The sequence below is a fragment of the Sciscionella marina DSM 45152 genome, assembly GCF_000379465.1.
Taxonomy (GTDB): Bacteria; Actinomycetota; Actinomycetes; order Mycobacteriales; family Pseudonocardiaceae; genus Sciscionella; species Sciscionella marina.
In genome coordinates, this window is sequence record NZ_KB905390.1 from 47992 (window position 1) to 72168 (window position 24177).

The 24177-nt window shown below is 67.5% G+C and carries 30 protein-coding genes, 1 other RNA gene and 1 pseudogene; 17 read left to right on the plus strand and 15 right to left on the minus strand.

What is annotated here, in order from left to right:
- Positions 1-45: 45 nt before the first annotated feature.
- The 7 genes from A37U_RS52935 to A37U_RS51585 form a co-directional block, all read right to left on the minus strand.
- Positions 46-567 carry an RRQRL motif-containing zinc-binding protein gene (locus tag A37U_RS52935; RefSeq protein ID WP_020497636.1) on the minus strand — a complete coding sequence of 174 codons (522 nt, stop codon included), beginning with the start codon at positions 565-567 and terminating at the stop codon, positions 46-48.
- Positions 568-583: 16 nt separating this feature from the next.
- Positions 584-832, minus strand: a complete 249-nt coding sequence (locus A37U_RS0115890; RefSeq protein ID WP_020497637.1) for a hypothetical protein — start codon at positions 830-832, stop codon at positions 584-586.
- 1 nt (position 833) lies between these two features.
- A complete protein-coding gene (locus A37U_RS0115895; RefSeq protein WP_020497638.1) occupies positions 834-1202 on the minus strand; it encodes a hypothetical protein in 369 nt (122 codons plus the stop codon).
- Positions 1199-1483: a hypothetical protein gene (locus A37U_RS0115900; protein ID WP_020497639.1), complete on the minus strand. Its 285-nt coding sequence runs from the start codon at positions 1481-1483 to the stop codon at positions 1199-1201. The genes A37U_RS0115895 and A37U_RS0115900 overlap by 4 nt, the downstream gene beginning before the upstream one ends.
- Positions 1484-1647: 164 nt before the next feature.
- Positions 1648-1821, minus strand: a complete 174-nt coding sequence (locus A37U_RS51580; RefSeq protein ID WP_020497640.1) for a hypothetical protein — start codon at positions 1819-1821, stop codon at positions 1648-1650.
- The gene (locus A37U_RS0115910) at positions 1818-2168 is read right to left on the minus strand and encodes a hypothetical protein (RefSeq protein WP_157182856.1); all 351 of its coding nucleotides are present in this window, start codon (positions 2166-2168) and stop codon (positions 1818-1820) included. The genes A37U_RS51580 and A37U_RS0115910 overlap by 4 nt, the downstream gene beginning before the upstream one ends.
- Entirely contained in the window at positions 2168-2416 is a 249-nt protein-coding gene (locus tag A37U_RS51585; protein ID WP_157182857.1) for a hypothetical protein, read from the minus strand. Before A37U_RS51585 ends, A37U_RS0115910 begins: the two co-directional genes overlap by 1 nt.
- 162 nt (positions 2417-2578) lie before the next feature.
- Here A37U_RS51585 and A37U_RS0115920 point away from each other — a divergent pair, with 162 nt between their 5' ends.
- The 3 genes from A37U_RS0115920 (at position 2579) to A37U_RS0115930 (ending at position 4295) form a co-directional block, all read left to right on the plus strand.
- Positions 2579-2905 carry a helix-turn-helix transcriptional regulator gene (locus A37U_RS0115920; protein ID WP_026197267.1) on the plus strand — a complete coding sequence of 109 codons (327 nt, stop codon included), beginning with the start codon at positions 2579-2581 and terminating at the stop codon, positions 2903-2905.
- Positions 2906-3067: 162 nt separating this feature from the next.
- A complete protein-coding gene (locus A37U_RS0115925; protein ID WP_026197268.1) occupies positions 3068-3808 on the plus strand; it encodes a helix-turn-helix domain-containing protein in 741 nt (246 codons plus the stop codon).
- A gap of 10 nt (positions 3809-3818) precedes the next feature.
- Entirely contained in the window at positions 3819-4295 is a 477-nt protein-coding gene (locus A37U_RS0115930; protein ID WP_026197269.1) for an NUDIX domain-containing protein, read from the plus strand.
- Here the strand turns inward: A37U_RS0115930 and A37U_RS0115935 are convergent.
- Complete coding sequence (locus A37U_RS0115935; RefSeq protein ID WP_026197270.1) at positions 4283-4834, minus strand: HD domain-containing protein; 552 nt, start codon at positions 4832-4834, stop codon at positions 4283-4285. The two genes, A37U_RS0115930 and A37U_RS0115935, sit on opposite strands and share 13 nt — an antisense overlap.
- A 1008-nt stretch (positions 4835-5842) precedes the next feature.
- On the opposite strand from A37U_RS0115935, the gene A37U_RS0115945 reads away from it, so the two are divergent.
- The gene (locus A37U_RS0115945) at positions 5843-6742 is read left to right on the plus strand and encodes a choice-of-anchor P family protein (protein ID WP_020497647.1); all 900 of its coding nucleotides are present in this window, start codon (positions 5843-5845) and stop codon (positions 6740-6742) included.
- 5 nt (positions 6743-6747) lie between these two features.
- A complete protein-coding gene (locus A37U_RS0115950) occupies positions 6748-7365 on the plus strand; it encodes a class F sortase (RefSeq protein ID WP_051111652.1) in 618 nt (205 codons plus the stop codon).
- Here the strand turns inward: A37U_RS0115950 and A37U_RS0115955 are convergent, their stop codons facing one another.
- Entirely contained in the window at positions 7366-8838 is a 1473-nt protein-coding gene (locus A37U_RS0115955) for a bifunctional phosphatase PAP2/diacylglycerol kinase family protein (RefSeq protein ID WP_020497649.1), read from the minus strand.
- 197 nt (positions 8839-9035) lie between these two features.
- Here A37U_RS0115955 and A37U_RS0115960 point away from each other — a divergent pair, with 197 nt between their 5' ends.
- From A37U_RS0115960 to A37U_RS0115990, 7 genes are all read left to right on the plus strand, one after another.
- Positions 9036-9230, plus strand: coding sequence for a DUF397 domain-containing protein (locus A37U_RS0115960; protein ID WP_020497650.1), 195 nt, complete (start codon positions 9036-9038; stop codon positions 9228-9230).
- A 52-nt stretch (positions 9231-9282) separates the two neighbouring features.
- Positions 9283-9783, plus strand: a complete 501-nt coding sequence (locus tag A37U_RS0115965) for a PadR family transcriptional regulator (RefSeq protein ID WP_020497651.1) — start codon at positions 9283-9285, stop codon at positions 9781-9783.
- A gap of 31 nt (positions 9784-9814) precedes the next feature.
- A complete protein-coding gene (gene prfB / locus A37U_RS0115970; protein WP_020497652.1) occupies positions 9815-10924 on the plus strand; it encodes a peptide chain release factor 2 in 1110 nt (369 codons plus the stop codon).
- Between the two features lie 112 nt (positions 10925-11036).
- Positions 11037-11726 carry a cell division ATP-binding protein FtsE gene (gene ftsE / locus A37U_RS0115975; protein WP_020497653.1) on the plus strand — a complete coding sequence of 230 codons (690 nt, stop codon included), beginning with the start codon at positions 11037-11039 and terminating at the stop codon, positions 11724-11726.
- A gap of 64 nt (positions 11727-11790) precedes the next feature.
- The gene (ftsX, locus tag A37U_RS0115980; protein WP_020497654.1) at positions 11791-12687 is read left to right on the plus strand and encodes a permease-like cell division protein FtsX; all 897 of its coding nucleotides are present in this window, start codon (positions 11791-11793) and stop codon (positions 12685-12687) included.
- A gap of 33 nt (positions 12688-12720) precedes the next feature.
- Positions 12721-13203, plus strand: a complete 483-nt coding sequence (smpB, locus tag A37U_RS0115985) for an SsrA-binding protein SmpB (RefSeq protein ID WP_020497655.1) — start codon at positions 12721-12723, stop codon at positions 13201-13203.
- Positions 13200-14114: an amidohydrolase family protein gene (locus A37U_RS0115990; protein WP_020497656.1), complete on the plus strand. Its 915-nt coding sequence runs from the start codon at positions 13200-13202 to the stop codon at positions 14112-14114. The genes smpB and A37U_RS0115990 overlap by 4 nt, the downstream gene beginning before the upstream one ends.
- Here A37U_RS0115990 and A37U_RS43960 read toward each other — a convergent pair.
- The 4 genes from A37U_RS43960 to A37U_RS0116010 form a co-directional block, all read right to left on the minus strand.
- Positions 14075-14839, minus strand: a complete 765-nt coding sequence (locus A37U_RS43960; protein ID WP_020497657.1) for a class I SAM-dependent methyltransferase — start codon at positions 14837-14839, stop codon at positions 14075-14077. The two genes, A37U_RS0115990 and A37U_RS43960, sit on opposite strands and share 40 nt — an antisense overlap.
- A gap of 237 nt (positions 14840-15076) precedes the next feature.
- Positions 15077-15721, minus strand: a complete 645-nt coding sequence (locus A37U_RS0116000) for a response regulator transcription factor (RefSeq protein WP_020497658.1) — start codon at positions 15719-15721, stop codon at positions 15077-15079.
- An 11-nt stretch (positions 15722-15732) separates the two neighbouring features.
- Positions 15733-16857 (minus strand): sensor histidine kinase, encoded by a 1125-nt coding sequence (locus A37U_RS0116005; RefSeq protein WP_020497659.1) that lies wholly within the window; start codon positions 16855-16857, stop codon positions 15733-15735.
- Positions 16854-17510 (minus strand): sensor domain-containing protein, encoded by a 657-nt coding sequence (locus A37U_RS0116010; protein WP_020497660.1) that lies wholly within the window; start codon positions 17508-17510, stop codon positions 16854-16856. Before A37U_RS0116010 ends, A37U_RS0116005 begins: the two co-directional genes overlap by 4 nt.
- A gap of 164 nt (positions 17511-17674) precedes the next feature.
- Between A37U_RS0116010 and ssrA the strand changes: the two genes are divergently transcribed.
- Together ssrA and A37U_RS49715 are read left to right on the plus strand one after the other, a co-directional pair.
- Positions 17675-18049, plus strand: a transfer-messenger RNA (tmRNA) gene (gene ssrA / locus A37U_RS49100).
- Positions 18050-18652: 603 nt separating this feature from the next.
- Positions 18653-18784 (plus strand): annotated as a pseudogene (locus A37U_RS49715) (zinc-binding dehydrogenase); the annotation flags it as partial.
- Between the two features lie 272 nt (positions 18785-19056).
- Here A37U_RS49715 and A37U_RS0116025 read toward each other — a convergent pair.
- The gene (locus tag A37U_RS0116025; RefSeq protein WP_020497663.1) at positions 19057-19890 is read right to left on the minus strand and encodes an SDR family NAD(P)-dependent oxidoreductase; all 834 of its coding nucleotides are present in this window, start codon (positions 19888-19890) and stop codon (positions 19057-19059) included.
- Entirely contained in the window at positions 19887-20822 is a 936-nt protein-coding gene (locus tag A37U_RS0116030) for an alpha/beta hydrolase (protein ID WP_020497664.1), read from the minus strand. The genes A37U_RS0116025 and A37U_RS0116030 overlap by 4 nt, the downstream gene beginning before the upstream one ends.
- Positions 20823-20926: 104 nt before the next feature.
- On the opposite strand from A37U_RS0116030, the gene A37U_RS0116035 reads away from it, so the two are divergent.
- From A37U_RS0116035 to A37U_RS0116045, 3 genes are all read left to right on the plus strand, one after another.
- The gene (locus tag A37U_RS0116035; protein WP_020497665.1) at positions 20927-21571 is read left to right on the plus strand and encodes a TetR/AcrR family transcriptional regulator; all 645 of its coding nucleotides are present in this window, start codon (positions 20927-20929) and stop codon (positions 21569-21571) included.
- An 84-nt stretch (positions 21572-21655) separates the two neighbouring features.
- Positions 21656-23062 (plus strand): tryptophanase, encoded by a 1407-nt coding sequence (locus tag A37U_RS0116040; RefSeq protein WP_020497666.1) that lies wholly within the window; start codon positions 21656-21658, stop codon positions 23060-23062.
- 131 nt (positions 23063-23193) lie between these two features.
- Positions 23194-24168 (plus strand): AraC family transcriptional regulator, encoded by a 975-nt coding sequence (locus A37U_RS0116045; protein ID WP_020497667.1) that lies wholly within the window; start codon positions 23194-23196, stop codon positions 24166-24168.
- Positions 24169-24177 lie beyond the last annotated feature (9 nt).

Genomic DNA, 24177 nt, shown 5'->3' on the forward strand with positions numbered 1-24177 from the left:
GGATTCCGGTTTCTGGAAGAGGGTTCTCGGTGGCTCGCCGCCGGTTTAGGCTGCGAGCGCCCATCCCGGCGCGGGTGCCGGGGCGGACCATGCTGGTTTCTCGCCGATGGTGACCGGGTCGACGTAGTGGTGTAGCTCGTCCCACGGATCCAAATCGCAGTGCTCGAACAAGCACGCGTCGCAGAACCGCTGCTCGGCTTGGCGGGGCTGATACCGGCCGGTGTCCTCACCACACCAGTAGCAGCGCCGCCGCCCCGCCAGCGCCGCCTCCAGGGCCTGCTTGCGGGCCGGTGTCATGGGGCGTACCGGTTTCGCCGCGGCGATCAGGTACAGGTTCGCGTAGTTCACCCGCCCCGACCCCGCGTGCCGCACATACAGCACCGCGACCGGGTCCGCGCCCCCGGGCCGTAACCCGAGCTCGCGGAGCTGGCGGCGGGTCGCCAGCAGCTCCCGCGGTGCCCACCCGTGCGAGAGCAGCGGCAGCCCGTCGTACTCGCCGCGGGTGAACTCCCACCCCGTCGACCACGGAACCTCGGCCTTGACGATCGGGAACTGTTTCCCCGCCATGACCGAACCCCGCCGGTTAGTCCAGATCCGCGGCGGCGATATCGGCCATCCGGGCGAGCCGTCGCCGGATCTCTGCGCGGATCGCGTCGAGCTCGTCGGGCACCACCACCAGTGGCCCGCGTACACGGGTGGGGTGGTCGTGGGACGTGGTGTCCAGACAGATCCCGGCCCCCGGGCTGAGGTCGAACTTGAACCTGGCGCGCCCGGCTTCAAGGACCCGGCCGATCTCGTCGGGGATCGGTGCGTCGTCGCTGGGGTGCGCCATGTCAGGGCCTCCATCCCGAGTTGATCAGCACGTGGCAGAACCCGATTAGCGGCATGGGTTCGCTCCACTCGCCCAGCTCCGGTAGATCAGCGACATGCGCGTCAAGCTGGACCATGTCACCGCGGATGAACCCGCGGCACCACAACATCGCCAGCCCCGGACCCGACGAGCCGACCACCCGGACCCTGGGCTGATCCAAACTGGCGCACCAGGCCAGAAACTTGGCCGTGCCGTCACCGTCCACAGTGATCTCCAGATCTTCTGGGCCGTACGTCGTGCCGAGATGCCGCACTTCCGGAAGATCCGGGTGCCGTGCCATATGGGCGATCAGGAGCCGCAGGCGGCGCGAGGTTTCGTGCAGGCTCGTCACGCCGCCACCCCCAGACCAAGCCGCGCGGTCGCGGCAAGGTGCTCAGCGCGCCTTCGGTCACGGCGGGCGTACATCTCTTCGTGGCCTTCCTCGGCGATGTTCCCGGCGGCCAGAGCTTCGGCCGCGCACCGGTGGTGCAGGTCGGCTTTGGCGTGGTACCACTCGGCGAGTACAGCGGGCGGGGCATCCGCGACCGGGCGGTTACGGGCCAGACGGCCCATCTCGACCAAGGTGGACACCGCCACCGGACGCCGCCACTGCGGGGAATCGGGGACTATCATCGGAATACCTTTCCGGCCATTGCTGGTCATACGGTTCGTGCTGGTAAGGGACACCCGGTACGGCGGTCGGATCCGCCAAGAACGCACCGCCGTACCGGGGCACAACATCGACAAACTTCGCTTCGCTCGGAACTCGCGGACTCGTTGGTGAGGGTGTGTGGTGCTCATAGCCACGGCACCACCCACAGCGCGATTGCGCAGGGAATCGCGCCACCGACCAGCAGGGCCGGGGTCCACCGCGGCAGCCGCCGCATCACCCGCACCGGGGCAAGATCGGTTGCCAGCGCCAACAACAGCAGCACCGCCGTCGCCGCGAGCAACCACAACTCGATACTCATGCCCCCACCGCCCGAAGATATGTCCGTGCCCGGCGACGGTTCCGGACCTGCCACGCCACCGCGTGCAGAAAACCCGTGGTGCGCTTGAGAACCAGATCCCGCTCCGCGCTCGAATGGCTGGTGATCAGCCCGGCCAGACCGTCGAGCTCGATACGACGCTTGCCCTGCCCGGCGATCGAGACCACCGCGTGCGAAACCTCGTGATCCCCAACCCAAGCCAGCGTCAGCTCAACCGAGCCGCGCCGCCACCGGTTCACCAGGAACCCCTCAATACCCTCGGTCCGACCCACCTTGCGCCACTCATGGTCAGCAAGCTCGCCGCGAACCATCACCGTCTGCTCGTACATCACGCTGCCTCCGAATCCTGGGAACCGGTCGCGGCACCCGCGGTACGCGGGAACACGACAACCTCACCTGCACGCCGCTCGTCGGCGGCCTCCTTCTCAGCCAGCTGGCGGTCGAACTCGGCAAGCAGCTCCATCACTTCGCTTGCGGCTGCCTCTTCTGTTTCCGGGGTCAGTGCCTCGTCTTCATCGAGGAGCAGCCGCCACGGCTGGACCGGAGTAAGGGCTGGCCTGGTCAAACGGGAATTCACGGTGTCTCCTTGGTGTTCATGTCGCTAACACTAGCGCTAGAACAAGCGATAAAACAAGCGATACGTCAGCCGCGAGAATGCCCGTCAGAACTGGCGCGCTGGTAAATCAGAAGTTCTAGCGCTAGAATTAGCGCTGGTCATGGCTTGGATTAGGGAGGTTCAGTGCAAGAGAACTGGGAAGCTGTCGCTGAGGCGATAAACACTCGAATGGGTGAGTTGGACCTGAGTCAGCAAGACCTTGCGGTGCGGTCTCAGGTGTCGTCGGCAACCCTCCGCGGTATCCAGCGCAACTACGGGACTTACAGGCCGTCGCGGCGAACCCTCGCCGCGGTGTCGGCTGCGCTGAACTGGCCGCGTGAGTACCTCGGTGCGGTTGCTGACGGGGAGACTCCGGAAGGCGGTGGGCCGCTCGATGAGCTTCGGAACGAGGTTCGCGAGCTTCGGGAGCGAGTCGAACGCCTCGAAACCGGCAGCGGCCGGGACCGGTAGGGCCAACCGCTGGTGGGAGGTCTTCGTGTTCGCTGTCATGGTTAAAGCATCGCCAGGATTCGGAGACGTCCACACCACGTTTCCGAGGATTCTTGTGAACGTCCTCACTCCTGTTGTAACGTCCGAAGTGTCCCCGAAACGTCCCGAGGGGCGGTACGCCAGATGACGAATGACCGGCTCAGGGCCGCCATGCTCGCGGCCGGACTGACCGTAGAGGACGTTTCCTCGCGGGTCGGTCCTGACGTGAAGACAGTTGAGCGGTGGATCCGTGATGAGAGCCGCGTGCCCCACCGAACTACGCGTCACAAGGTGGCAACCCTGCTGACCGTCGACGAGGTGCACCTTTGGCCGTCGCTTGCCGGTGATGTTCGAACCCCGCCACCGTCAGAGACCGAGCTCGTGCAGGTGTACCCAAACCGCTCGAAGGTGCCGCCCACAGTGTGGTCGGAGCTGGTGGAGGGCGCGACCGAGAACGTTGATGTGCTGTTCTACTCCGGGACCTTCCTCGTTGAGCAGTACAACTTCCTGCCCGCGATGCGAGCAGGGGCGGCCGGGGGGATGCGGGTCCGGTGCTGTGTCGGCGATGAGACCTCAAGTGGTGTCATCGCCCGGGCGCTCGAGGAGGGGACCACCGGGGGGCTTGAGGGGCGGGTCCAGCTCGTACGCCGGTACATGCAGGAGATTGCCGGGCTTACCGGCATCGAGGTCCGGACGCATGGCACGCCGCTGTACAACTCGATCTACCGATTCGACGATCAGATGCTCGTGAACCCGCATTCGTACGGGTCGCTCGCCGGACAGAATCCGGTGTTGCATCTCCGTCGCCTGGATGGTGGTCTGATGTGGGAGAACTACATGCGCTCGTTCGAACGCGTGTGGTCGCAGGCGGTACCCGAAGAATAAGGCGGTGGCCGTGCCACGGGTTGACTACATCGATGATCCGGACGCACCCGCGATCAACAGTGTCGTGCCGTCGGTGGTCTGTGTGGTGCGCGATGAGCTCGGTCGGGTGCTCATGATCCATAAGGTCGACAACGACCTGTGGGCTCTGCCTGGCGGCGGGCACGATCCGGGGGAGAGCATTGTGGAGACGGTTGTGCGCGAGGTTCGGGAAGAGACCGGCGTAGAGGTCGAGGTGACGAACCTGACCGGCACCTACACGAACCCGAACCACCGCATGGCCTACGCGGACGGGGAAGTGCGTCAGCAGTTCTCTTTGTGCTTCACGGCTCGACAAGTCGGCGGCGCACCCCGCAAAGACGGCACGGAGAGCAAGGCCGTTCGCTGGGTGGACCTGGCTGACCTGCCGTCGTTGAACATTCACCCCTCGATGCGCATGCGGATCGAGCACGCCGTTGACGATTCGCGGCGGATGCCCTACCTCGGCTGAGTTGCAGAAAGTCGGGACTCGGTACGCTCGATGCTTTCCTGGATGATCGGCCGTGCTCGAACCCAGGTGCGGTGCACCGGGTCGTTTTCCGGGTAGCGGTGCAGAATCTCGTCCATGCGCTCACCGAACGCCAGTCGTTGACCATCCGGGCCGGTGGTGAGGTCTGCGGTGTTGAGCGCGTCGAGCAGCGCTGAGTCTTCGAAGGGGAAGGCCGCGAGCTCGTCGGCGAGGCCGCGCTCCTCGGCTTCGAACCGCGCCCCGGAGTGGTGCGCCACGAGGTTCACCACTTGTTCGGGCCATGACGACGCTCGAAGGAAGCGCGCACCGTCGAGCGGGTGAAACCCTGTTTTCGCCAGGTCGGGGGCATACCCGATGTCGTGCAGCCACGCTGCCGTCACCAGGGTGTTGCGCTGATCGATCGGTAGGGCGTTGGCCAGGTCCGCCGCTCGTGCTGCGACCGCACGAACGTGGTGCCACCGTCGCCCCAGTGGCGCAAGGTGGTGTTCGGCGAGCGCGGCAGCATCATCAGCGGTCGGCATGGCATCCACGGTACCGAGTCTGGGTGTGGTGGACATAGATTCCTCCGTGTGGCTCATGAAGATGAAACGGGGCGGGCGGACCCGAGCTGTGCCCCAGTGCATCGGCCGACAGCGATACCTGTAGCCTTGCTCGCGCGGGCCGCTGCCGAGCGCGGTGGAGCCCGCGATGACAGCGAACTGAAGTCGAGCAGGAGGGTGGCCCATGGTGCTGTACGAGCACGCATCACCCGCTGCTGGGCGTAGCAGGATGTGTAGCAGGAACGCTGCGGGACGTCTGGGACGGACCGGCGCGGCTGGTACTACATGGCAGCTAAGGTGCTGGTCACAACAGGACTGACAGCACATCGGGGGACGCCTGGGACGGAGACAGCCCGACTCATAACCCAGAGGTCGCAGGTTCGAATCCTGTCCCCGCTACCAATTGAAATCGGGCCTCCCGGAAATATCCGGGAGGCCCGATTTTTTTTGTGTCCTCGTTTGTGTTCGTTCCCAGAAAAGCTGGCACGTCTGTCTTTCCGAACGGATTGTTCGCTCCGAAAAACTCTCTTGCGAAAAACCCGGCCGCATGCCATTGGACGAGCGTGTCAGGGATTAGTGTCGAACGTCCGGCTCGCGTTCCGCGGAGCCATCACGGATCACCGTATTGGTGGTTACGGATAGAGAAGAGGGCGTCCGAGTAATGGGATGCACCTGTTCGAGTTCATTCACCACCCGATTGGCCTAAGAAACTCCGCCTGTTACGATGAATGGACGATAGCAACTCTACTGTGTGTAGAATAGCCTTGGGACGATTTGCCGCGTTACATCCCGCCCGTGTTCATTTCTCTGTCGGTAACACCACTTTTCGGATAGGGCATCGAAATGGGGTGCTCCGGGCCACTTTGTGTTCCCGGGCTTTCTTGATAATTTCCTGTCCGCTCTCGTCCAGCCATTGGTCTATGCACTGAGTCGGCGGGAATGGTGCGCTTTGGCGGGGGCAATCTTCCAGGTCATGCGAAAGGAATATTGATGCGCGGAAAGCTCCTGGCCACCAGTGGTGTGGCCGGTGTCGTCGCGGCTGCGGCGATCTTCGCGGCCACTGCACCCGCAGCGGCGGCCACAGCGAAGCCGGGTCACGGTTCCGCTTATGGTGCCGAGGCCGAAGTCAAGCTGCTCCCCGGAGTCCTGGGTGGTGTACATGTCGGCACCGGCAAGATGGCCGCGTCGAGCACGGACGGCAAGACCAAGAACGAGGTCGTCGGCGCCAAGCTCAAGCCGATCATCAACGCCTCCGTGGTCTCGAGCTCGAGCAAGCACGACACCGAGTCGGGCAAGGTGACCTCCTCCGCGAAGGTCGTCAACGCCACGCTCCCGCTGCTCAAGGGCCTCGTCGGCAAGACGCCGGAGGCCTCGGTGATCACCTCGAAGTGCGTCGCCACGAGCAAGGGCATCACCGGTAGCTCGAACCTCGCGAACCTCGACCTCGGCAAGCTCGGGAACATCCACGCGGGCACCCCGAACCTGAAGATCGAGATCCCCGAGGTCGCGAAGATCGTCGCGAACGAGCAGGTCAAGAACTCCGACGGCTCTCTGACGGTGAACGCGCTGCACGTGCAGCTGCTCGGCGGCAAGGTGACCAAGGCGCTCGGCAGCGGCGACATCGTGCTGGCCTCCTCCACCTGCGGCAAGGCGACCGACTCGAAGCCGAACCCGCCGACGGACAAGCCGAAGCCCCCGACGACCACCCCGCCGCACCACGGTGGCGGTGACCACAACGGTGGCGGCAACAACGGCGGTGGCGACCACAACGGTGATGGCTCGAACGGCGGTGACAACGGCGCGACCGCCCCGGGCACCCCGCAGGTCAGCGTCGTGCCGAAGGGCGCGCCGGAGACCGGTGACGGCAGCCTCGCGGCCGTGGCAGGCTGAATCTGATGCACGCCAGTACATGGCGGGCAGGACACGGTCGCCAACCGCTCCGGTTGGCGACCGTGTTGCTTGCCCTGGTAGCGACGATCACCTTGGCCGGTTGCGGCTCGGGTGACGAGGGCGCGGGCAAATCCGCCGCCAAGGCCGCACCCGCCGCGGCGAAGGGCATGCCCCGTTCGGAACCGACCTGGGTGAAGGTGCCCAGCATCGACGCGAACTCCTCGCTGGTGCCGCTCGGGCTGAACAAGGACAAGACGGTCGAGATCCCGCCGGTGAGCCAGCCGCTGCAGGCGGGCTGGTACAAGTACAGCCCGACCCCGGGGCAGCTGGGCCCCTCGGTGATCCTCGGCCACATCGACGGCAACCACAAGAAGGGCATCTTCTGGCGGTTGCACGAGATGAAAAAGGGCGCGAAGGTCCTCATCGGCCGCAAGGACGGTTCGGTGGCCACGTTCATCGTGAACAAGACCAAGCAGATCCCGAAGACGTCCTTCCCGAGCAAAGAGGTCTACGGCAACACCCCGGACTCCCAGGTCCGGCTGATCACCTGTGGCGGGGAGTTCGACGCCAGTAAACGCAGCTACAAGGACAACACCATCGTCTACGGCCAGCTGCAGCAGTGATCACTTCGTCCGGCTGACGGTACGAGTGCTGTGTGTGGTGAGGTCCCGGTAGATCCGCAGCGCGCTGTGGTGATTGCGGAACTCGAACCGCGTCCCGCGCGGGCCGACCTCCCCGTCGGTCGCGAGCCGGACCGGGGCTTCACTGCGCACATTCAATGTCTCGGCACAGTCGCGGCGATAGGTCTTCGTCTCGTGCAGTGAACCGGTGAGTGCGGCGAGGATGAACCGCAGCCGCGAGTACGGCACGTCGGCGAGGATGATCCGGACATCGAGCAGCCCGCTCGCCATGGATGGCCGGTAGCCCGGAGTGAACTCGGAGGGCAGGTAGGCGTTGTTGCCGACGAACACGGTCCATGCCCGGTGCGGTTTCCCGTCGATGGTCAGTTCGAGCGGTTCCGCGGCGCGCAGCACCCGGATCAGTGCCACCGCCGCGGCGGGCCACTTGGTGATCCGGTGCTCCAGCCGCTCCCGCTCGGCCACGATCTGCGGGTAGACACCGAGGCTCGCGGTGTTCAGGATCCACCGGGGCGTGGAACCGTCCACGCGCACGCTCGCCAGATCGATGCGGGCGGTCGTCCCCTCCGTCGTCGCGGCCTGGGCGGGAGTTCCGCATCCGACGTCCCGCGCGAAATGGTTCAGTGTCCCGCTGGCGAGCACCACGAGCGGCAGTTTGGTCTCGGCCGCGATCGCCGCGACGGCGGCCACCGTCCCGTCCCCACCGGCGACCCCGAGCGCGACCGGATTCAGCTCGGCGATCCGGGTCCGGACCAGTTCGCCGAGATCCTCGCCCTCGCCCGGTTCGACCCGGTGCGCGCGCGGCCAGTTCGCCTGCACGGTTTCCCGCCCGGAACCGTCCCCGGAGTGCGGGTTCACCGCGAACAGCAGTCCCTCGCCCGCGTCCAGCCGGGGACCGTTGGCCGCGGGCGGCACACTCATCGGCTCGTCCTCGCGAACGGGGGAGAAGTAGCTGGTCAATAACGCTGCCGAGCTGCCGATCAAGGCACCGGCGACCACATCGGATGGCCAGTGCACCCCGGTGTGCACCCGCGAATAGGCCACCGCCCCGGCAAGGGGGAGGAACGCCAGACCGGCGGGCGGGCTTTCCAGGATGACTCCGGTCGCGAAGGCGGCTGCCGATGCGGCATGACCGGAGGGGAAGGCGGGGGAGCTCGGTTCCCGCAGTGCACGCCTGCGCAGCGGCAGATGTGCGCTGTCCGGGCGTCGCCTGCCGAACAGTCGCTTGCCGGCCAGGTTCACGCTTGCGCTGGCGATGCCGAGCGCGACCAACCCGCGGATCGCGCCGCGCCGCGCCTGACCGGAGCGCGCGCCGAGCACGGCTGCCGAGCAGAACCACAGCACCCCGTGGTCGGCCGCGCCGGAGAGCTGGCGCAGGGCGGAATCCACCGGAGGCGTCGACAGCCGCGCGCTGTGCCGGGTGAGTTTCCTGTCGAGTTGTCCGATCCGCTTCAGCATTGCGTGATCCTAGGAAAGCGGATGTGAGATCCGCACGTGCTCCGGTGCGCGTCCCCCGGCCGTGGCGCCGGTGCCGGGGTCTCCCCGCTACGGGCGAGTTTCGAGTATCCGGTTCGCGGGGCCTCCGGCTGTACAGCTGCACAGAAGAGTTCTATACTTCTACTCGAACAGTGTTCCTTCGAATCCGAGGAGTCGATATGACCGAGCACGCCTGGCGCACCTCCAGTTATTCCGGTGGCAGCGCGGAAACCTGCGTCGAGGTGGCACCGCTGGCCGATGGCGGGGTGCTGTTGCGCGACACGAAGGACCGCGGCCTGCCGCCGTTGCGGTACACGGCCGCGGAGTGGTCCGCGTTCCTGCACGGGGTCAAGGACGGCGAGTTCGACTTCTGAGCCACGACTGGCCACTGTGGACAGACGGGGAGCGGCGTGGCACGGTGGTCACGTGTCTGCACTGAATGCGACCGCGGCAGCGTTGCTCGGTCTATTGCACGATGGTCCACGCACCGGCGGCGAGCTGATCTCGGCTGCGGGGGAGCGGTTCGGCGCGTTCTTCAGCGTGACGCGCAGCCAGGTCTACCGGGAGCTGCCCACCCTGGCCGAGGCCGGGCTCGTCCGTGAGGGCAAGCAGGGTCCCCGCTCCTCGCAGCAGTATCTGATCACCGCCGCCGGGAAGAAGGCCTTCAAGTCCTGGCTGACCGAAGAACCCGGCCCGGACCACCTGCGCAGCCCCCTGCTGTTGCGTATCGCGCACGCCGACGCGCTGACCCAGAAGCAGCGCACCGCGCTGGTGGAACAGGCCAAGGCGCGGTACGTGGGGGAGCAGGAGGCGGCCAAGGCGGCCGCGCGCGCCGCGGACGGCCCGTACGCGAAGGCGATCGCCGAGTTCGCGAACGCGCAGAACAAGGCGTTGCTCAAACTGCTGGATTCGATCCCGACCACCTGAAGCGCGGGCGACGCGACTAGGCTTGACGGTCGTGAATGCCGACGTCGCCGCCGAACTGAAAGAGCTGTCCGACACGCTTGGCAGCATCGAGGCCGTGATGGACCTCGACACGCTTCGCGCCGAGATCGCCGGGCTCGAGGAGGAGTCGACCAAGCCCGATCTGTGGGACGACCAGGAGCGGGCGCAGCGGGTGACCACTCAGCTGTCCTACAAGCAGGCCGACCTGCGCCGGGTGACCGCACTGCGGCAGCGCCTCGAGGACCTCGAGGTGCTCTACGAGCTCGCCGAGGCCGAGGAGGACAAGGCGAGCGCGGACGAGGCGAACACCGAGCTCACGAGTCTGCGCGAGGCGGTCCAGTCGCTCGAGGTGCGAACCTTGCTCTCCGGTGAGTACGACGAACGCGACGCCCTGGTCACGGTGCGCTCCGAGGCGGGCGGTGTGGACGCGGCCGACTTCGCCGAGATGCTGCTGCGCATGTACCTGCGCTGGGCGGAACGGCACGAGTACTCGACCGAGGTCTACGACACCTCCTACGCCGAGGAAGCGGGTATCCGCAGCGCCACCTTCAAGATCAGCGCCCCGTACGCCTACGGCACCCTCTCCGTCGAGCAGGGCACCCACCGGCTGGTGCGGATCTCGCCGTTCGACAACCAGGGGCGGCGCCAGACCTCCTTCGCCGGGGTCGAGGTGCTGCCCGCGGTCGAGGAGACCGACCGGGTGGAGATCGCCGAGAAGGACATCCGGGTCGACGTGTTCCGTTCCTCGGGGCCCGGCGGCCAGAGCGTGAACACCACCGACTCCGCGGTGCGCATCACGCACCTGGCCACCGGTATCGTGGTGTCCTGTCAGAACGAGAAGTCGCAGCTGCAGAACAAGGCCGCCGCGCTGCGCGTGCTGCAGGCCAAGCTGCTCGCCAAGAAGAAGGAAGAGGAGCGCGCCGAGATGGACGCGCTCAAGGACAGCGGCTCGAGCTGGGGCAACCAGATGCGCTCCTATGTCCTGCACCCGTACCAGATGGTCAAGGACCACCGCACCGAGCACGAGACCAGCCAGACCACCGCGGTGTTCGACGGGGACATCGACCCGTTCCTGGAGGCGGGCATCCGCTGGCGGCGGCAGCGCGAACTCGGCGAGGACTGACTGCGGCGGAGTAGGACCCAGATCACTACTCCGAGCGTGTGAACGGGTGTGACCCGCCCGAGAGCAGGGTGAGACCAAAACTTCACGTGCACCCCGAGTACACTCCCCGCTCGTGATCCGGCTCGAAGGAGTATCGAAGGTCTACAAGACCTCGACGCGTCCCGCACTGCACAATGTCAGCGTCGATATGGACAAGGGAGAGTTCATCTTCCTCATCGGCCCGTCAGGCTCGGGCAAATCGACGTTCCTGCGGCTGCTGCTGCGCGAAGAGGTGCCGAGCAAGGGCCGGGTGTACGTGTCGAACTTCGACGTCGCCCGGATGGCGCGGCGCCGGGTGCCGCGGCTGCGCCAGTCCATCGGCTGCGTGTTCCAGGACTTCCGGCTGCTGACGAACAAGACCGTCGCGGAGAACGTGGCGTTCGCCCTCGAGGTGATCGGCAAGCCGCGCAACACCATCCGCAAGGTCGTCCCCGAGGTGCTCGAGCTCGTCGGCCTGGACGGAAAATCCGACCGGATGCCGCACGAGCTCTCCGGTGGTGAACAGCAGCGGGTCGCCATCGCGCGTGCCTTCGTCAACCGGCCGCTCGTGCTGCTCGCCGACGAACCGACGGGCAACCTGGACCCGGACACCAGCCAGGACATCATGCTGCTGCTCGAACGCATCAACCGCACGGGTACCACGGTGCTCATGGCGACCCACGACCACGGCATCGTGGACTCGATGCGCCGCCGGGTCGTGGAGCTCTCGCTCGGCGAGGTCATCAGGGATGACGCGCGGGGCGTTTACGGCGTCGGCCGCTAGCGCCGCGCGCACCCGCATGCCGATCAGACTCACCGACCGACCGAGATAGGACCCAAGTTCCCCGATGCGCGCCAGTTTCGTCTTCAGCGAGGTCCTCACCGGCCTTCGCCGCAATTTCACGATGACGATCGCGATGATCCTCACCACCGCGATCTCGTTGACGACGCTCGGCGCCGGGCTGCTCATCGTCCGCGCGGTCGGTGAGGTGCAGGAGAACTTCGCCTCACAGACCGAGGTGCAGATCTTCCTGACCAACGACTCCTCGGCCATCGACACCAGCTGCTCGCAGAGCCCGTGCGCGGACCTGAAGTCCCAGCTGCAGAACACCTACGGCGTGCGCGAGGTGAACTACGAGAACCGGCACCAGGTCTTCGAGCGGTTCAAGAAGATCTTCGCCGCGCAGCCCCAGCTCGTCGAACTGACCAGGGAACAGGCGCTGCCCGCGACCCTGCACGTCAAGACGAATCCGGGTACCCCGACCGAGGTGCTCGCGCAGCAGTTCAAGAACCGGCCGGGGGTGAAGTCCATCGGCGATCAGGGCCAGTTCGTGCGCGACCTGTTCAGCAAGCTCAACACGATCCGGGATGTCGCCTTCGGGTTCGCGGTCGTACTCGCTGTCGCGGCATTACTGCTGATCTCCAATACCGTGCAGCTCTCCGCGTTCAACCGGCGGACCGAGGTCGGCATCATGCGGCTCGTCGGGGCGACCCGGTGGTATACCCAGCTGCCCTTCCTGCTGGAGGCGGTGGTTTCCGGCCTTGTCGGTGCGGTCATCGGAATCGGTGGCCTGCTCGCCCTGGTCGGCGCGGTCTTCGGCGGCGGCGGATCCTCCATCGGTGGCATCGTGACCAGTATGGGAATCGGCGATGTGCTGTTGGTCTCGCCGATCCTGCTCGGGGTGTCCATCGTGATCTCCGCGCTCACCGGATACGTGACGCTGCGGCTGTATGTGCGCCACTAAACCCGCTGGCGAGCGCCCGTAGAATGGGTTCTCATGGCCAAGGAACGTGGACAGCGGGTGATCGCGAGCAACCGGAAGGCGCGGCACGACTACGAGATCCTCGACATCTACGAGGCGGGGATCGCGCTCGTGGGTACCGAGGTGAAAAGCCTGCGCCACGGCCGGGTCTCGCTCGCGGACGCGTACGCGAGCGTGGACGACGGGGAGATTTTCCTGCGCGGGCTGCACGTGCCCGAATACACCCACGGTTCCTGGACCAACCACGAGCCGCGCCGGGTGCGCAAACTGTTGCTGCACCGCAAGGAGATCGCGAGGCTCATCGGCAAGACGCATGAGGGCGGGCTGACCCTGGTCCCGCTCTCGCTGTACTTCAAGGACGGCTACGCCAAGGTGGAGCTTGCCCTGGCCAGGGGCAAGAAGGCACACGACAAGCGCCAGGCCATCGCGAAACGGGACGCCCAACGCGAGATCCAGCGCGCCATGGGCCGGTTCGCGAAGGGCAGGGATCTCGCATGAGCGAGCCGGTGACCGGGCCCGCCGAGGACACCGAGATCGCCTCCTGGGTCCGTGGCCTCGGCATTCCGGGGCTGGTGGATCTGCACGTGCACTTCCTGCCGAAACCCGTCCTGGACAAGGTGTGGGCGTATTTCGACCGGGCGAGCGAGCACTACGGGACGGAATGGCCGGTCCACTACCGGCTGCCCGAGGCGGAGCGGATCGAGAAGCTGCGCGAGTTCGGGGTACGCGGCTTCGCGCCGCTGGTGTACCCGCACAAACCCGAGATGGCCGCCTGGCTTTCCGAATGGGCGCGCGAATTCGCCGATCGGGTGCCCGAGGCCGTGCCCACCTGCACGATCTATCCCGAGCCCGGGGTCGCCGACTATGTGCGGCAGGCGATCGAGTCCGGGGCGCGGGCGGCCAAGGCACACGTTCAGGTCGGCGCCTACGATCCGCGGGATCCCTTGCTGTCCAAGGCGTGGGGGCTGCTCGCGGAGGCCGGGATCCCGGTGATCGTGCACTGCGGGCACGGCCCGATCCCCGGCGCGCACACCGGGATGGATGTGTTCGGCGAGGTGCTCTCCGCGCATCCGCGGCTGACCGCGGTACTCGCCCATGCCGGGATGCCCGACTACGCGGGCGCGCTCGAGCTGGTGCACCGCTACCCGAACGTGCACCTGGACACGACCATGGTCGGGACCCCGTTCACCGAGCGGATGATGGCTCTGCCCGCGGACTGGCCCGCCCGGATCGCCGACTGCGCCGGCCGGATCGTGCTCGGTACCGATTTCCCGAACATCCCCTACGACTACGCGACCCAGCTGCGCGCGATCGCGGACTGGGCCGCGCGGGACGACCGGCTGGGGGAGCGGTTCCTGCATTCGGTGCTCTACGAGGCCCCGGCCCGCTTGCTCGCCTTCACCGGCTGAGTCGGCTGTGTCGCCGCGACCACCATGGACTGCATGACCAGCCCGTAGTTGTAGCCGAGACCGCCGCTGCTGCGGGTGATGTTCTCCAGTCCGGCCTCGGTGAGCGCCTCGACGTACTCCTTGGTGCGTCCGATGTCCGCGATCACGAGCTTGCCCCCGGGCTTGAGCACCCGCGCGGCCTCGGTCACCGCGGCCTTGCGCTCCTCGGCCCCCTTGAGGTTGTGGAACACCGCGGCGGAGAGCACCACGTCGAAGCGCGCCTTCTTCCAGGGCAGCTCGCGCAGATCGGCGGTGCGCAGCTCGACCCGCTCGGCCACCCCCTCGGCCTTCGCGTTCGCCATCGTCGCGGACTCCGCGTTGCCCGACTGGTCCTTGGTCCGCCACAGGTCGACCCCGGTGACCTTGCCCTCGGGCACCCGCTTCGCCGCGGCGATGAGCACCATTCCCCGGCCGCAGCCCGCGTCCAGGATCTGTTCGTCCCCGCTCAGTTCCAGGCGATCGAGCAGGCGTTCCCAGGCGAGGAACTTGCCCTTCTTGGTCGCGTACAGGTAGCTGACCGCCTGCGCGATCTCGAAGGCGGCACCGGCGAACGGGATCGCCGCCCACCACCCGGCCATGATCACGAACCCGATACCGACCCCGATCAGCGCGATCGCGCCGAGGATCATGCCGACGGGTGCCGAGGGTGCGTCGATGCCGTAGGAGGCTTCTCTGTCGTTCGCCATTCCGGCGATGTTAGAGCACGTCTGACCACTCCCTGTGCCGCTGTGCTGCAACGTCGGCGAATACCTTCGCATGCCCTATTCGCGCCTAGCGGCGTCGTCCTCGTCCCGCTGGGCTCTCGACGTTGCAGCGCCGCTGCCGACGAGCGTCCGCCTTGCCATGCACTTCCTCGGGTGCGGGTGTCCCGCAGAACCACTGCGGCTCCCGCTCGCGGCGGACGAGAGTCATCAGACGCGCTCTTAACGGTTCTCCAGGAACGTCAGGACCGCGCGGACCCTACGGTGTTCTTCGCTTGTCACCTCGAGTCCGAGTTTGGCGAAGATGTTCCCGATATGTTTTTCCACCGCGCCGTCGGAGACCACGAGGGTGCGCGCGATGGAGGTGTTCGACGCGCCCTGGGCCATCAGCTCCAGCACGGTGCGCTCGCGCGCGGTGAGCGCGGCGATCGGGTCCTTGCGGCTGCGCACGAGCAATTGGGACACCACCTCGGGATCGATACTGGTACCGCCGCCCGCGACATTGCGTACCGCGGCGAGGAAGTCGGTGACATCGGCGACCCGTTCCTTGAGCAGGTAACCGACCGCGCCACCGCCCCCGGAGATGAGCTCGACCGCGTACTGCTCCTCCACGTACTGGGAGAGCACGAGCACCGGGAGCCCTGGCACGAGTTCGCGGGCCTTCAGCGCGGCGCGCAGCCCCTCATCGGTGAACGTCGGCGGCATGCGCACATCCACGATCGCCAGATCCGGCCGGTGCTCGAGTACCGCGTCCGGCAGTGAATCCCCGTCCGCGACCGCGGCCACCGTCTCGATGCCGTCGTCGGCGAGCAGGCGCTGCACGCCCTCGCGGAGCAGGACGCTGTCTTCAGCGATCACGGCGCGCATGGACTGTCTCCTCAGCGTGTACATGGCAGATCGGCACGGACCACGGTAGGGCCACCGATGGGGGAGAACACCGTCACCACGCCATCGATCGAAGCGGCCCGGTCGGCCAACCCGGAAAGCCCGCCGCCCTCGGTGAGCACGGCTCCGCCCTTCCCGTCATCGGTCACCTCGACAACCACCGTGTCCTGGGTGCGCTGTACCCGTACCTGGGCGGAGTTCGCTCCCGCGTGTTTGGCCAGGTTCGTCAGCGATTCGCCGACCAGAAAGTAGGCGGTCGATTCCACCGCTGTCGGCGGGCGTGGGTCCACATCCACCGCAACCTCGACGGGCACCGGGCACTTCGCCGCGAGCGCGGACAGTGCGGCGTCCAGTCCACGGTCCCCGAGCACCGCGGGATAGATGCCCCTGGCCAGATCGCGCAGTTCCGCGATCGCCTGCTTCGCGTCCGAGTGCGCCTCCTCGATCAGCGAGCTCGCGCCCTCCGGATCCGCGGCGAGTTTGCTGCGCGCCCTGCCGAGGCCCATCGCCACCGCGACCAGCCGCTGCTGCGCCCCATCGTGCAGATCGCGCTCGATCCGGCGGCGCTCCGCCTCGGCCGCGTCCACCCCGCGGGCCCGCGAAGCCTGCAGATGCTCCGCCTTCGCGCGCAGTTCCGTCGCCGAACTCGGGCCGAGAAACGCCTTCGCGAGCGAGGCGTGCAGCCAGGCCACGGTCGGGGACACCCAGACCGCCATCGGCGTGAGCACGATCGAAGCGATCCCGAACGCGAGCTCGAAGCAGGCCAGCGGAAGACACAGCAGCTGATAGGCGAAGGAACGCCAGGTCGGCGCGTGGGTCAGGCGGGCGGTGAGGCGGCGGAAGGCACCCTGATCGGGGGAGTACTTCGGCTCCGGCTCCTCGATGTGCACCCCCAGCCAGGAACCGACCCAGTTCCGGTCGAACCGCGCCAGCCTGTTGTTCAGCGCGAAGGTCAGCATCAGGATCGGCAGGCCCACCCACACCACCGCGAGCCCGATCCCCAGCGTCAGGCCCACGATGAGCAGGATGAACATCACCAGCCGGACCGGGAAGTTCAGTAGCAGAAAGCCGACCGAACGCACCGCCCTCGGCAACCGCCGCTGTGCGTTCTCCGTCATCCCCACTCCCCGTTCTGCTGCGTGTTCTTGTCCATCCTGCCCGATTCGCCGAGAATCCGGCGCGCATATCGCGCATGCCAGACCGCGATGCCCTTGGTCACCAGCACCGCAAGGGTCAGCAGCAGCGCCCCGAGCGCCATCCACGGCAGACCATCGGTGAAGCTCCGGACCGCGAACCAGTGCGGGCCGTCGCCGATCGTCGGGAAGGTCCACATCCCGCCCGGCAGCGCCCAGTAGTAGAACGGCACCGCGAAATAGTTCAGCCCGGCCGCCCACAGCCCCACGACCACCGCGAACTCCAGGATCGTTATCGGCAGCAGGGACAGCGTGTAGCCGAGCCCGCGCCAGGTCGCCGGGTCCGTCATCCGCGCCTTGATGCCCCGCACAGCGCGGTACTCCGGGGTGATCCGGGTACCGAGCATCGCGTTCGCCCTGCCGATCTCGAACCGCCCGATCCCGCGGGTCAGCAGGATCGCGAACGCCAGGATCGGCAGGCCGACCCAGGTGATCGAGGCCGCGACACCGACCGTGAGCAGCGTGACCAGGAGCGTGAACCAGAGGATCGCGAGCGGCATCCCGAGCAGGAAATACCCGAGAGCCGCGCCCGTGTTGGGCCGATTGCGCGTCACGATCGGTGCCGTTTCGGTGGTCATGGCGACTATTCTCTGCTGCGTATGGGGTTGTGTGCCATGGTGCGCACCGGCCGGTCCGGGGTAGGGACAACCCCACCGCCGAAACCGGAATGACCCGGGCGATGGTGGACGTTATGATGGACGGACAACTCCATAACGCCCACAGCCCTGACGGGTTGTATCCAGGGGGTGATCGGTTTCGACTCTGGACGACAAAGTCAGGGGAAGCGTGCCGGTGCAGGCGAGAGACCACCGTAAGCGTCATCGCAAACAACAAGCGCCAAGACGAATAGTCAGCGCGACTTCGCCCTCGCTGCCTGATACAGCGATCGCGAGTCTGTCGGCCCGGGGATTCCTCCGACCCGGTTGCCGGCATCGACTAGGAGGATTACCTGTGGTCCCGGTCGCGGGGGCCATTCGGGAAGCAAACAGCGACTGGGCCCGTCGAACCGGCTTGTTCGCGTGACCGGTTGGGCCGAGTAGGGATACAGCGAACTGCGCACGGAGAAGCCCTGATGATGCGGCAGAGGACCCGGGTTCGATTCCCGGCACCTCCACTTGCCCGGTGTGTGCTCGCGGAGAGCGCTCACCGGCTCGTTTCGGATCATGTTCGGGGGATCGAATCCCCCGAACTCTCTACGGTCCGAGTTCTCTCGATCCGGCATGGTTGCGGGACGATCCCCGGGTCCGATGCTCGAAGCCCGGGCGCGGCTGGGAAGCGCCTGGGCTGCCGAGAAACCGCCCTGGAAACCGGGAATCTCGACACGGCGGTGCGGGCCGGGTTCGAAGCCTGGACGATGCGCGCGCAACCGGAAATCAGGCTTGCCGATGGCGAAGCGCCCCAGGCCATAGGGCCGTTCGACCGAGCCCCTGCGGCGCGGCTTCGCTCGCCGTACCCGCGCTGGTCGGCGTCGGCGAACACGATACGCTCGACTTCTACCAGGGAGGCGAGCAGCTGGCCGGGGAGCTCAACGCCGGTGCACCGGTGATCATCCCCGCGGCGGGCGGCCTCGCGCCATTGGAACGGCCCGCGGAGTTCCGTGAACTACTGCTGGACTTCGTGAACAGCATCCACTGACCGGAGACCCGGGTCAGCCCGGTACGCGCGCGTGCACGAGGTATGCCGCGCGCGGCCGGTCGGTGACGAGTTCGATCCGGGATGCGGTGGGTTGCGCATGCCGGTGGAGCAAACGTACTCGCTCGCCGAGGCCGCCGCGGCGCACCGGGACAGCCGGGCCGGTCACTCCCGCGGGCGCCGGGTTGTGCTCGTCCAGCCGCGTTCCGCGCCGGAATAGCGCTCGGGTGCGAACCGGGGCGAGCTGGCGGGTGCACTGCGTCCCCGGCGCTTCGGCAGCGCTGGTTCGGCGTTCGAATCCGCGCGCGCCGATGTTCTCGATCCACACCGGATCGGTCATGAACTGCTCGAGTGTGGGGCACTGCTGATCGGTGATGGAATCCGCGCCGGGTGCGTCCCAGTCGATATCCGCCGAGGACTACCGCTTGTCCGTGATCGTGTGCGGCATTTCCTCGCCATCGGAGAACATGACTCGCTCTTTCTCCGGTGAGTTCAGGACAACAGTCGCTCACCGAGGCGCGCGGCGGTGAGATAGGTGCCGGGCAGCAGGCGTTTGGCGCGCCAGATCAGCCGCGCGTCGAGCTGGGGCAGCGCGTAGAGCCGTCCGCGGTCGTTGGCGTCCAGGCTCATCCGTGCGATGGATTCGGGCGAAACCCCGGTCAGGCGCATGAGTTTGCCCGCGAGGTTCGCCGCCGCGTTGTCGATGGATTCGCTGGCCAGGATGTTCGTCTGCACGAAGGTCGGGCACACCACGGTGACCGCGACATCGGTCCCGGCCAGTTCGGCGGCCAGGGTCTCGGACAGTGCCACCACGGCCGCCTTGCTGACGTTGTACGCGCCCATCCGCGGTGCGGCGGCGAATCCCGCGGCCGAGGCGATATTGATGATCCCGCCGGAATTCATCGCGCGCAGCCACGGGGTGAACACGTGAGTCCCGTGCACCACGCCCCACAGGTTCACCGCGAGGGTGCGCCGCCAGTCGGACAGCGCGGTATCGCCGATATGCGTGCCACCGGTACCGATCCCGGCGTTGTTCACGATCAGGCCGGGCTGGCGGCCGAGCCAGTCCTCCGCCGTCTCGGACAGATCCCACACTTGCCGCTCTTCGGTGACATCACAGGAAACCGGGACGGCCCGGCCACCGGAATCCTCGATCAGCCGCACCGTCTGTTTGGCGGCCGCCTCGTCGATGTCCGCGCACACCACCGCGCCGCCGCGGCGGGCCAGTTCCCGTGCGAACGCCCGCCCGATTCCGCTTCCCGCCCCGGTGACCACGGCGGCGGCCTCGACGCTGCGCCGATCCCTTCGGGACAACGGGCCGATCATGCCGGCACCGTCCGGTCTCCGGGCCGCAGCGCGGTGTGCAGGAACGCGGATCCCTCGGCGAGTGCCCGGCGCGCGGCCGGGTTGACCGTGGCGAAAGCTTGGAATACGTGCATCTGTTCGTCCCAGATCGTCAGTTCGCAGTCCGCGCCTGCCTGGCGCAGTCGTCGGGTGAGCCATTCGGCGTCGGCGGCCAGCATTTCGGCGCCACCGGCCTGGATCAGCGTGCGCGGCCAGTCCCGGTCGCGCGGTATCGACACGGCCAGCCGTGGGTCCGCCGGATCCGCCCCGTGGGTGTAGAGCTCGAGGAGCTTGGCCGCACGGGCCGCGGACACCAGCGGATCGCGGCGCGTTCGCTCGCGTTCGCGCGCCAGGCCGAGTGTCGGATCGGCCAGCGGGGACAACAGCAGCATCCCCGCCGGTGGGGTGAGCCCGGCACGCAGCAGCTCGGCGACCAGGATCACCGAAAGGTGCCCGCCTGCCGAATCACCGGCGAGCACGATCCGCTCCGGCGGGTACCCCTTGGCAAGCAGCCAGTCGTAGGCGGCGCGCACATCCTGGGCCGCTGCCGGGAACCGGTGCCGGGGCGCCAGCCGGTAGTCGCAGGCGAACACCGTCGCACCGGTGCCCGCGGAGAGCCGGGAGGTGATCCCGCGATGCGTGCGCGCCGAGCAGATCGCGTACCCGCTGCCGTGCACGTACAGCAGCACCGAGTCCCCGCTGTCCACTCCGGGCGCGCGCACCCATTCGCCCCGTAACCGCGTTCCCCCGGCGAGCGGAGCCGAACAGGGTTCGATCCGGGTACCGGGCAGTGCGGGGGAGAACGCGGCCAGCGCACCGGCCGCCGCCCTGCGGGTCAGCCAGACCCCGCGCGGGGAAACCGGGATCGCGGAGACCACCGGGCGCACCGTCGCCGCCGAAACCCGGGTGACCATCCGGGCGGAGAGGGAACCCCGATGCCCACCTGATGGCAACCACCGTCTCTGAGGTCGCATGCCCTCAGATTGGCTTTTGGCCCGAAGCTTGTCAAGATGAAGCCGTGACGAAAAATCACCCGCGGCGTGGGGTCTATGCCGGGCGCAGTGCTGAGCAGCGGCAGGCCGAGCGCCGCCGCAAGCTCATCGGGGCCGCGTTCGACATCTGGGGCGAGCAGGGGTGGGCCGCGGTCACCATGCGTGGCGTGTGTGCGCGCGCCGAACTCACCGACCGCTACTTCTACGAGAACTTCGCCGACCGGGACGCGCTGCTCGGCGCGGTCTGGGAGGAGCACAGCGCCGACACGACCCAGCGCCTGCTCGAGGTCGTGATGGCCGCGCCCGATGATCCGCTCGCCAAACTGAACGCGGCCATCGACCGGCTGGTGCGCGATATCGTGGACGATCCGCGACTGGCCAGGATCGGCTTCGGGGATCACGCGGGCAACGAGGTGCTCGAACGGCTCCGGCACGACACCATCCAGCAGTTCACCGATCTGCTCATCGAACTCGCCACGCCGTACCTGAAACCGGACGTCGACCACACCGATCTGCACATGAGCGTGCTGCTGGGCATCGGCGGGTTCGCCGAACTCGTCAGCGCCTGGCTCGCCGGAACGGTCACCGCTTCCGCGGACCGGATCGTCGCGCACACCACGACGGTCGGTGCGGAACTGGCCGTCCGCTATCTCGCCGTTCCTGAGCAGTAGGAAACTGGAGCGCCCGGATGGCCCTTTCCTCCAGGGCGCCGGCGGCTGGACACTCGTGGGGTCGCCGATCAGCACCCGGGAGGGATGATGGTCACGCCCCCGTTCATGGAGCCGTTCCGGATCAAGTCGGTGGAACCGATTCCGTTCCCCACCGCCGAGGAACGGCGGAATTCTTTGGCGCAGGCCGGATTCAATCTGTTCCGGGTACCGGCACGACAAGTGACGGTCGATCTGCTCACCGATTCCGGAACCGCGGCCATGTCGGCGGCGCAGTGGTCGGCGGTGTTCTCCGGGGACGAATCCTATGCGGGCGCCCGGTCATACGAAGGTTTCGAGGCGGTGGTGCGGGAACTGACCGGGATGCCCGAGGTGATCCCGGTGCACCAGGGGCGCGCGGCGGAGCGGATTCTGTTCGGGACACTGCTGCGGCCGGGCGAGATCTCGGTGGCGAACACGCACTTCGACACCACGGCCGCGAGCGTGGCCGCGGCGGGCGCGCGCTGCATCGATCTGCCGGGCCGCCCCGATCTGCCGGGAAACACGGAGGATTCCGGGCTGTTCGGCGGAAACATCGACCTCGAAGGGCTGGAGCGGGTGCTGCGCGGTCCGGAGAAGGTGCGGTGCGTGGTGCTGACCGTGACCGACAACGCGGGGGGTGGCCAGCCAGTCTCGCCGGCGAACCTGGCCGAGGTGCGGCGGCTGTGCGCCCCACGCGGGATCGGGGTGCTGCTCGATGCCTCGCGGTTCGCCGAGAACGCCTACCTCGTCACGCGGCGCGATCCGGAATGGGTGCGGGCAAGCATTCCGGACGTCGCGCGGGCGATGTTCGACCTCGCCGACGGCTGCTTCGCGAGCCTGAAGAAGGACGGCCTCGCCAATACCGGTGGCCTGATCGCCCTCCGGGATGCCGCGCTGGCCCGCGACTGCCGGAACCGGCTGATCGAGGTGGAGGGTTTCCCGACCTACGGCGGATTGGCCGGCCGCGATCTCGAAGCGCTCACCAAGGGCCTGCATGAGGTGATGGATCCCCGCTACCTCGAATACCGCGCCGAATCCGCGAGCTGGTTCGCCGATCAGCTGGAAACGGCCGGGTTCCCGGTGCTGCGCCCGACCGGGTGCCACGCCGTCTACGTGGACGCCGCCGCCAAGCTGGCGCACATCCCGGCGCCCGAACTGCCCGCGACCGCCCTGGCCAATGCCCTCTACCTGGCGGGCGCGGTCCGGGTCACCGATCTGGGTACGCTCGTGTTCGGCGGACCCGATCCCGAAGGTGGACCGGACCGTCCGGCGCCCCGCGAATGGGTCCGGTTCGCCCTCCCGCGCCGGGTCTATACGCGCAACCACCTCGAGTACGTCGCCGATATCGCCGCTCAGGTCGCGGCCAAGGCCACGGCGCTTTCCGGGTACCGCATTCTCGAGCAGGCCCGTACGCTGCGGCATTTCACCGCCGTGCTGGCTCCGCTCGGTGAGCCGGTGCCCTTCGAACACTGAGCCGCGGGCGCCACCCGAAGAGAGTCACTCCGCGAATCGCAATTTGCAGATCGGAATTTGCGGTACAATAGGTTGGTAGTTCGTTCCGGTCCACCACGGCGGAACGACCGAGCACGTGGGGATTCGCCACCATGTTCAGTACCTTGCCGCACACCGGACAGCAGCATATGACGGATGTCGATCAGGCGAGAGCGGTCGTGCAGCGTTCGATGTGCCCGCACGATCTGGAGATGCTGCGCCGCGATGGGCATCTGGACGCCACGATGTGGTCCCGCCGCCTGCGCGATACCTCGGTGAACGACATCGCCTACGGGGACGATGTGCAGATCGTCCCCGGGCGCCTGGAATCGTTCTTCGTCGCGATGATCCCGCTCTCCGGCAACAGCGTGATCCGCTGCGGCGGCCAGGAGGCGTACACCGGTCCCGGGATCGCCGCGGTGCCCAATCCCGATGAATGGCTGAGCATGCGCTGGACGGGCGCCTGCGCCCAGCGGGTGGTGCGGTTCGAACTGCCCGCGCTGCACGCCCGCCTGGCGCAGATGCTCGGCCGCCCGCTGTACCGGGGCCCGCTCAACCTCGATCTGACGGTTGACCTGAACGCGGGGGAGGGGCGGGCCTTCGCCGAGGACGTCGCCAGGGTGGCCAATCGGATGGAGTACACCCCGGAGCTCTACCGGCAGCACAACCTGATCGCGGTGACCGAGGAATCGCTGATGACCTTCCTGCTGCTGGCCGCGAACCACAACTACCGGGAGGATCTGGACGCCGAGCCTGCTCCCGCCTCTTCCCGCATCGTGCGCAGCAGCCTGGACATCCTGCACAACGACACCGATCGGTACTACACGCAGGCCCGGCTCGCCGGTGCCGTCGGGGTCAGCACCCGCACCCTGGAGCGCAAGTTCCAGGAGACGCTCGGGGTGAGCCCGATGAACTACTACAAGAGCGTCCGGCTGGACCGGGTCCACCAGAAACTGCTCGCCGCCGATCCGGAGACCGCCACGGTCGCCGATATCGCCCGCGGCGAGGGCTTCCTCAACCGCGGCCGGTTCGCCGCCGACTATCGGCACCGGTTCGGCAGGCCCCCGTCCGACACCCTGGCCGGTTGAGCCGGGATG

Coding starts and splice junctions, on each gene's coding strand:
- A37U_RS52935 (WP_020497636.1), bottom strand. CDS start 567: ATGGCGGGGAAACAGTTCCCGATCGTCAAGGCCGAGGTTCCGTGGTCG.
- A37U_RS0115890 (WP_020497637.1), bottom strand. CDS start 832: ATGGCGCACCCCAGCGACGACGCACCGATCCCCGACGAGATCGGCCGG.
- A37U_RS0115900 (WP_020497639.1), bottom strand. CDS start 1,483: ATGATAGTCCCCGATTCCCCGCAGTGGCGGCGTCCGGTGGCGGTGTCC.
- A37U_RS51580 (WP_020497640.1), bottom strand. CDS start 1,821: ATGAGTATCGAGTTGTGGTTGCTCGCGGCGACGGCGGTGCTGCTGTTG.
- A37U_RS0115910 (WP_157182856.1), bottom strand. CDS start 2,168: ATGTACGAGCAGACGGTGATGGTTCGCGGCGAGCTTGCTGACCATGAG.
- A37U_RS0115925 (WP_026197268.1), top strand. CDS start 3,068: ATGACGAATGACCGGCTCAGGGCCGCCATGCTCGCGGCCGGACTGACC.
- A37U_RS0115935 (WP_026197270.1), bottom strand. CDS start 4,834: ATGCCGACCGCTGATGATGCTGCCGCGCTCGCCGAACACCACCTTGCG.
- A37U_RS0115945 (WP_020497647.1), top strand. CDS start 5,843: ATGCGCGGAAAGCTCCTGGCCACCAGTGGTGTGGCCGGTGTCGTCGCG.
- A37U_RS0115950 (WP_051111652.1), top strand. CDS start 6,748: ATGCACGCCAGTACATGGCGGGCAGGACACGGTCGCCAACCGCTCCGG.
- A37U_RS0115955 (WP_020497649.1), bottom strand. CDS start 8,838: ATGCTGAAGCGGATCGGACAACTCGACAGGAAACTCACCCGGCACAGC.
- A37U_RS0115960 (WP_020497650.1), top strand. CDS start 9,036: ATGACCGAGCACGCCTGGCGCACCTCCAGTTATTCCGGTGGCAGCGCG.
- ftsX (WP_020497654.1), top strand. CDS start 11,791: ATGCGCGCCAGTTTCGTCTTCAGCGAGGTCCTCACCGGCCTTCGCCGC.
- smpB (WP_020497655.1), top strand. CDS start 12,721: ATGGCCAAGGAACGTGGACAGCGGGTGATCGCGAGCAACCGGAAGGCG.
- A37U_RS0115990 (WP_020497656.1), top strand. CDS start 13,200: ATGAGCGAGCCGGTGACCGGGCCCGCCGAGGACACCGAGATCGCCTCC.
- A37U_RS43960 (WP_020497657.1), bottom strand. CDS start 14,839: ATGGCGAACGACAGAGAAGCCTCCTACGGCATCGACGCACCCTCGGCA.
- A37U_RS0116000 (WP_020497658.1), bottom strand. CDS start 15,721: ATGCGCGCCGTGATCGCTGAAGACAGCGTCCTGCTCCGCGAGGGCGTG.
- A37U_RS0116005 (WP_020497659.1), bottom strand. CDS start 16,857: ATGACGGAGAACGCACAGCGGCGGTTGCCGAGGGCGGTGCGTTCGGTC.
- A37U_RS0116010 (WP_020497660.1), bottom strand. CDS start 17,510: ATGACCACCGAAACGGCACCGATCGTGACGCGCAATCGGCCCAACACG.
- A37U_RS0116025 (WP_020497663.1), bottom strand. CDS start 19,890: ATGATCGGCCCGTTGTCCCGAAGGGATCGGCGCAGCGTCGAGGCCGCC.
- A37U_RS0116030 (WP_020497664.1), bottom strand. CDS start 20,822: ATGGTCACCCGGGTTTCGGCGGCGACGGTGCGCCCGGTGGTCTCCGCG.
- A37U_RS0116040 (WP_020497666.1), top strand. CDS start 21,656: ATGATGGTCACGCCCCCGTTCATGGAGCCGTTCCGGATCAAGTCGGTG.
- A37U_RS0116045 (WP_020497667.1), top strand. CDS start 23,194: ATGTTCAGTACCTTGCCGCACACCGGACAGCAGCATATGACGGATGTC.